The organism is Methylobacterium sp. CCH5-D2 (assembly GCF_001556475.1).
Classification (GTDB): domain Bacteria; phylum Pseudomonadota; class Alphaproteobacteria; order Rhizobiales; family Beijerinckiaceae; genus Methylobacterium; species Methylobacterium hispanicum.
Map to the genome: position 1 here is coordinate 1 of NZ_LSIX01000396.1, position 5,549 is coordinate 5,549.

Here is a 5,549-nt window from a genome sequence, read left to right on the forward strand (position 1 = left end):
CCTCGCGGGCGGCCAGCAGCCGGCCTCGCCCGGCACCGTCGGCGCCATGAACAACTCCGTTCCCAACCAGGAACTCGGCAAGAAGGGCGACGATTGCTGAGCGCACCGCGCCGCCTCTAGAGCGCTCTCCGCAGGGATGGGCGCCGGTTCGACGCCCGAGATGCGTTGATGCAGGAGGCCGGAGCCGTTCCAGGTCGCCACGCGACCGGGAGCCGATCTAGCCCGATCGTTCACCGGGGCCGGTCTCGACGAGGCCGGCCCCGCGCGCGTGGGCCTCGCCGCGCGGCCGCCGTCCGAACCCCTTCAGGGCGGCGCCGACCCGCTCGCGCCAGGCTTTGGCGCGCGGCCTCAGATGGCGGACGTAGGCCAGCAGCATCCAGCCGCGCAGGCGCAGCGGCACGGCATAATCCCGCACCCTGACCGCCCCGCTCGCCCATTCCGACTTGTGCCGCGAGGCCGGCGCCAGGAAGTCGAGCACGGCGATCCCGAGATCGGCCGCGTGGTCCACCATGTGGCGGAACAGCAATCGGCCCGGCCCGAACGCCGCGTGGCGGGCCTCGTAGGCCTGGACCAGGGAGGCGTAGGTGCCCTGGTGGATCAGCCCGGCCTCGATGGCCGCGGTCTCGCCGCCGACCGTGAGCCGCAGGATGAGGGCGTTGGGGCACTCGGCCACGCCCCGCAAAAAGGCGGCGTTGGCCGGGTGGGCGTAGCCGGCGCTGAACCGCCCGGTGCGACGCAGCCAAGCGTGCTTGAGCCGGAGGGCCTCCGCCATCGCCCCGGCGCGCCCCTCGGGCGCGACGACCTCGAACATCACCGGCCCGGCCTCGGCGAGGTGGCGCAGGTTCCGCTGGAGCGCGTTCCGCGTCCGGCCGGAGCGGCGGCGCGCGCCCTCGCTGCGGAAGTCGCAGAACGGGGCCTCCGTCTCGCGCGTGGCGAAGCGGCCGCGCGTGGCCACGAGCGGCGCGATGGCCGCGTCCTCCCGCACGCCCCTGAGCAGGACGGCATCGACGTCCCGCATCGCGCGCACCCCCCGCCAGGCCGCCGCCAGCCACTCCGCCCGCTCGGCTCCGGGGGCGACCAGCGCGTCCGCGTTCTGGGTCGCGGGCTCGCCGAAGCTGCGCAGCACGCGCAACGGTCCGAGCCTGCGGATCGCGAGCGGCCAGAGCAGGACGAGATGGCCGTCCTGGTGAACCGTCACGATGCGCGGCGTCTGTCGGCAGCCGGCGCGGCGCGCGGCGTCCTCCCAGGCCCGGCACCATGCGTAGCTCTGGAAGACGCCGCCGCCCGCCCGGGCTTCGAGCGCGGTCCACGCGTCGCGCAGAGCCTCGAGATCCTGGCTGACGCCGACGCTGCACGCCGCGCGCGCCGCGCCCGGTAGCGCGACGCCGAAGGCGCGCGCTGGAAGAGCTTCGAGCATGTGGAAGCGGTCCTCCCCAGATATCGCGCCCCCGCGGGCTGCGCGATGGAGAGTATTTACGCACATGCCGTGATCGAAGGCACATGCATTCCCGATGAGGATCGGATATCAAAAGGATCTAATCCGGAAGTGCTTGGCCTCCGGCCGCCCCGTATCTCGTGCGGCCTGTCGCGCAGCCGGACCGCGACGATCTGCGACCGCCGACGCCCCGGTCCGCGCGCTTTGCCGCGACGGCGGTCGGCGGCTATGAGGGGCGGCGTGCGAGCGCCCGCTGCGGCTCGCGTCCCGGGAGGTCACGGTGCCGGACAGGGCAGGCTTGGCTCTCATCGCGCTCGTCGCCGGTCTGGCGATGCCCGCTCCGGTCCTGGCCTGGGGCGTGCCGGGATGCGTCGATCTTCCGGAATACGAGCGGGCGTTGGCCACCCTGCGCGGCATGGCGAGCGCGTGCGGCATGAGCGTCGAGGAGGCCCGACGGATCGTGGCCGCCAACGGCAACCGGCCGGGAGGGCTGGTCGGCAGGCTCCTGGCCGACCCGCCGCCGTCTGGGACGACGTCCGGCTCGCCCGATCCGGCGGAGCGCGCCGCTCGACCGCGCGCGCGCTGACGCGCTGGCTGTCGGGAAGGCGGCTTCCCATGCTGTCGACACCGCGGAACGCTCGCTCGCGCGGCATCCGGACGGACAGAAGGTACAAATTTTCAGGGGAAAGATGGTGCCCAGGGGCGGAATCGAACCACCGACACTGCGATTTTCAGTCGCATGCTCTACCAACTGAGCTACCTGGGCGACATCCGGGCCGCTCGGCGGCGTCGGATGGCGGTCGTATACGGGGCGTTTTCGGTCCTGTCTAGCCTCCCCGCGGCGTCCGTCACGTTTTCTCGTTCTGGTCGTCGTGCGGGGAGGGGCCGGTGTCGTCCTGGTCCTCGCCCGGGATCACGTAGCGGTCGCTGAGCCAGCGGCCGAGATCGACGTCGGCGCAGCGCTGGGAGCAGAACGGCCTGTAGGCCGGTGCGGCCGGCTTGCCGCAGATCGGGCAGGGGGCGGGCGCCTCGCGCGTGCTCACGCCATCGCCCCCCAGCGCGCCCGCACGGGAAAGCCCTCGCCCTCCAGCAGGGCGGCGGTCTCGTAGAGCGGCAGGCCGACCACGGCGCTGTAGGAGCCGACGAGCTTCACCACGAAGGCGCCGGCCAGCCCCTGGATGGCGTAGCCGCCCGCCTTGCCCCGCCACTCGCCCGAGCCGAGATAGCCCTCGATCTCCCGGCCCGAGAGGCGCTTGAAGCGCACCCGGCTCTCGACCAGGCGCTCGCGCCGCGCGCCGCGCGGGGTGAGTAGGCAGAGGGCCGTGTAGACCCGGTGCTGCCGGCCCGAGAGCAGGCGCAGGCAGTCGGCCGCCTCGTCGGGCAGCTCGGCCTTCGGCAGGACGCGGCGGCCCACCGCCACCACCGTATCGGCGGAGACGAGCCAGGTGCGCTCGTCCCCGCCCGACCGCTGCAGAGCGGCCGCCGCCTCGTCAAGCTTCTCGCGGGCGAGCCGGCGGGCGAGGTCGCGCGGCGCCTCGGCCTTGCGCGGCGTCTCGTCCACGTCCACGGGCAGGAGCGCGTCCGGCTCGATGCCGATCTGCTGCAGGAGCGCGAGGCGGCGCGGCGAGGCCGAGGCCAGGATGAGGCGCGCGCCCGGAAGCGCCGCGACCTCCGTCGCGCTCTCGGCCGACTTGAGGCCCTGGTCCGCGGGGGCCTGCTCCGCGCTCGTCTGCTGGGTCATGGTCTTCCGGTACGCGCCGCGCGATGCCCCGCCGGAAGGGGGCTTCGGGTCCCGCGGGTGGTAAATGAAGGTCCGCGGGAAAGAAACAACGGGCCCGAGCGCTCCGGCCCCTGGCGCGGGTCGCCCGTCCTCGCTACATGGTGACGGCGGGGCTGCAGAGTTCGTCAGGAGAACTTTTCCCCGGGGCCTTATCGACTCCCTCGGGAGCTGTTCCTGGCCTCGTCCGTGGACCTGGCCAACACGGCGCCCACCTACGCTGTAGGTTTCCCGGGATCGATCCTCCAACGGCTCACGTGGCTCCGCACCCCGCTTCCCAGAATTCGAAGGCCGAGCTGCGCCGCGCCGCGCTCGCCCGCCGCGATGCCCTCCCGGCGGATCGCCGGGCCGAGGCCTCGCGCCGCGTCGCCGACGCCGTGCTGGCGATGCCGGCGCTGGCCGAGGCCCGCCTCGTCGGCGCCTTCTGGCCGATCCGCAGCGAGATCGACCCGCGCCCGATCGTCGAGGGCCTGTTCGCCCGCGGGCAGCGCGTGGTGCTGCCGCAGGTCACGCCCGGGGGGCTCGTCTTCCGCGAGTGGCGCGCCGGCGAGGCGCTGGTGCGGGGCGGCTTCGGCCTGTCCGAGCCCCGGTCCGACCTTCCCCCCCTCGATCCCGACGCCCTCGTGGTCCCGCTCGCCGCCTTCGACCGGCAGGGCCAGCGCATCGGCTACGGCCGCGGCTACTACGACGGCGCGATCACCCGGCTCTCGGCCCTGCACCCGGTGCTCACCGTCGGCATCGCCTTCGCGTGCCAGGAGGTGGAGCACGTGCCGGCCGAGCCGCACGACCGCCCCCTCGACCACGTGGTGACAGAGGACGGCCCGGTTCCGCTCGCCCGCGAACCGGCCTAACCTCCGCCCGCCCGCCTTCTCCGAACCACGGATCACCATGCGCCTGCTCTTTCTCGGCGACGTCGTCGGGCGTCCCGGCCGCTCCGTCGTCGCCGAGCACCTGCCCGGCCTGCGCGAGCGCTGGCGGCTCGACTGCGTGGTGATCAACGGCGAGAACGCCGCGCACGGCTTCGGCATCACCGAGACGGTCTGCGACGAACTCATCCAGGCCGGCGCCGACGCGGTGACGCTCGGCAACCACAGCTTCGACCAGCGCGAGGCGCTCGTCTTCATCAACCGCCAGGAGCGGCTGGTGCGCCCGGCGAACTACCCGCCGGGCACGCCGGGCCGCGGCGCCTGCATCGTCGAGACCCGCACCGGGGCCCGGGCCCTCGTGGTCAACGTGATGGGCCGCGTCTTCATGGACGCGATGGACGACCCCTTCGCGGCCGTCGAGCGCGAGCTCTCGGCCTGCCCGCTGGGCGAGGCGGCCGACGCCGTGATCGTGGACGTCCACGCCGAGGCGACGAGCGAGAAGCAGGCCTTCGGGCACTTCCTCGACGGTCGCGCCAGCCTCGTCGTCGGCACCCACACCCACGCGCCGACCGCCGACCACCGCGTCCTGCCCGGCGGCACGGCCTACATGTCGGATGCCGGCATGTGCGGCGACTACGATTCCGTGCTCGGCATGCAGAAGGACGAGCCGATCCGCCGCTTCCTTCAGAAGACCCCGGGCTCCCGCTGGGAGGTCGCGGGCGGGGAGGGCACGCTCTGCGGCATCGCGGTCGAGACCGACGCCCGGGGCCTCGCCGTCGGGGCCTGGGCCGTGCGGATCGGGCCGCACCTCTCCGAGACCTGGCCGAAAGCCTGGGATTAGGCGCTGCAAGGCCCCTGCGCCGCACGCGCCGCGGCTTGATCGCTCAGGGCGCTGCCGCCACAGTGCCGGCCCGTCCGGCGCGCGCGCGCCCTCCTTCAGCCGCGAGACGCGACCGATGGCCGCCCTCCCCACCACCACGAGGCCCCCGGCCGAGCCGAGAGCGGCCGGACCGGCGACCGCCAAGCCCGTGATCACGAAGCCCGGCATCTACCTCGTGCGGATGCTGGTCTTCCTGATCCTCGTGGGCTTCCTGGCCTTCGTGCTGTTCCGGCAGATCACGCCGGCCTTCCTGGCCAATCCGGGCCTCAACGGCCTGATCCTCGGCGTGCTCCTGATCGCGGTGCTGCTGGCCTTCGGGCAGGTGCTGCGCCTGTTCCGGGAGGCCGCCTACGTCAACGCGGTGGCGGCCGGCGCCGAGGCGCGGGCGCCGCGCCTGCTCAAGCCCCTCGAGCCGGCGGTCGCGGCGCGGGCCGGCGGCGCGGCGCTGCCCGGGACCCGGGCCTTCCTCGACACGGTGGCGGCGCGCCTCGACGAGGGCCGCGACAGCCTGCGCTACATCGCGGGCCTGCTGATCCTGCTGGGCCTGCTCGGCACGTTCTGGGGCCTCATCGACACGCTCTCGGCGGTGGG

The 5,549-nt window shown here is 73.9% G+C and carries 6 protein-coding genes, 1 tRNA gene, 1 other RNA gene and 1 pseudogene; 5 read left to right on the forward strand and 4 right to left on the reverse strand.

The genetic code is table 11. The features are described from left to right. Positions 1–217 precede the first annotated feature (217 nt). Positions 218–1,417, reverse strand: a complete 1,200-nt coding sequence (locus tag AX737_RS10200; protein ID WP_066921036.1) for a GNAT family N-acetyltransferase — start codon at positions 1,415–1,417, stop codon at positions 218–220. A 316-nt stretch (positions 1,418–1,733) separates the two neighbouring features. On the opposite strand from AX737_RS10200, the gene AX737_RS10205 reads away from it, so the two are divergent. Further along, positions 1,734–2,021 (forward strand): hypothetical protein, encoded by a 288-nt coding sequence (locus AX737_RS10205; protein ID WP_066921038.1) that lies wholly within the window; start codon positions 1,734–1,736, stop codon positions 2,019–2,021. A gap of 104 nt (positions 2,022–2,125) precedes the next feature. Here the strand turns inward: AX737_RS10205 and AX737_RS10210 are convergent. The 3 genes from AX737_RS10210 to AX737_RS10220 all read right to left on the reverse strand — a co-directional run bounded on the left by AX737_RS10210 (position 2,126) and on the right by AX737_RS10220 (position 3,176). Further along, a tRNA-Phe gene (locus AX737_RS10210) sits at positions 2,126–2,201 on the reverse strand. 82 nt (positions 2,202–2,283) lie between these two features. Beyond that, positions 2,284–2,478, reverse strand: a complete 195-nt coding sequence (gene yacG / locus AX737_RS10215; protein WP_238229899.1) for a DNA gyrase inhibitor YacG — start codon at positions 2,476–2,478, stop codon at positions 2,284–2,286. Next, on the reverse strand, positions 2,475–3,176 hold the full coding sequence (locus AX737_RS10220; protein WP_082772976.1) for a Maf-like protein: 702 nt from the start codon (positions 3,174–3,176) through the stop codon (positions 2,475–2,477). Before AX737_RS10220 ends, yacG begins: the two co-directional genes overlap by 4 nt. A 146-nt stretch (positions 3,177–3,322) precedes the next feature. On the opposite strand from AX737_RS10220, the gene ssrS reads away from it, so the two are divergent. The 4 genes and pseudogenes from ssrS to AX737_RS10240 all read left to right on the forward strand — a co-directional run. Beyond that, a non-coding RNA gene (gene ssrS, locus AX737_RS10225) (6S RNA) lies at positions 3,323–3,480 on the forward strand. Then, complete coding sequence (locus tag AX737_RS10230; RefSeq protein WP_066921040.1) at positions 3,470–4,063, forward strand: 5-formyltetrahydrofolate cyclo-ligase; 594 nt, start codon at positions 3,470–3,472, stop codon at positions 4,061–4,063. The genes ssrS and AX737_RS10230 overlap by 11 nt, the downstream gene beginning before the upstream one ends. A 37-nt stretch (positions 4,064–4,100) precedes the next feature. Beyond that, positions 4,101–4,919, forward strand: a complete 819-nt coding sequence (locus AX737_RS10235; RefSeq protein WP_066921041.1) for a TIGR00282 family metallophosphoesterase — start codon at positions 4,101–4,103, stop codon at positions 4,917–4,919. Between the two features lie 220 nt (positions 4,920–5,139). After that, positions 5,140–5,549 (forward strand): annotated as a pseudogene (locus AX737_RS10240) (flagellar motor protein MotA); the annotation flags it as partial.

Excerpts from the sequence above, each read along its gene's own strand:
- AX737_RS10200 (WP_066921036.1), bottom strand. The coding sequence starts at position 1,417 with ATGCTCGAAGCTCTTCCAGCGCGCGCCTTCGGCGTCGCGCTACCGGGC.
- AX737_RS10220 (WP_082772976.1), bottom strand. The coding sequence starts at position 3,176 with ATGACCCAGCAGACGAGCGCGGAGCAGGCCCCCGCGGACCAGGGCCTC.
- AX737_RS10235 (WP_066921041.1), top strand. The coding sequence starts at position 4,101 with ATGCGCCTGCTCTTTCTCGGCGACGTCGTCGGGCGTCCCGGCCGCTCC.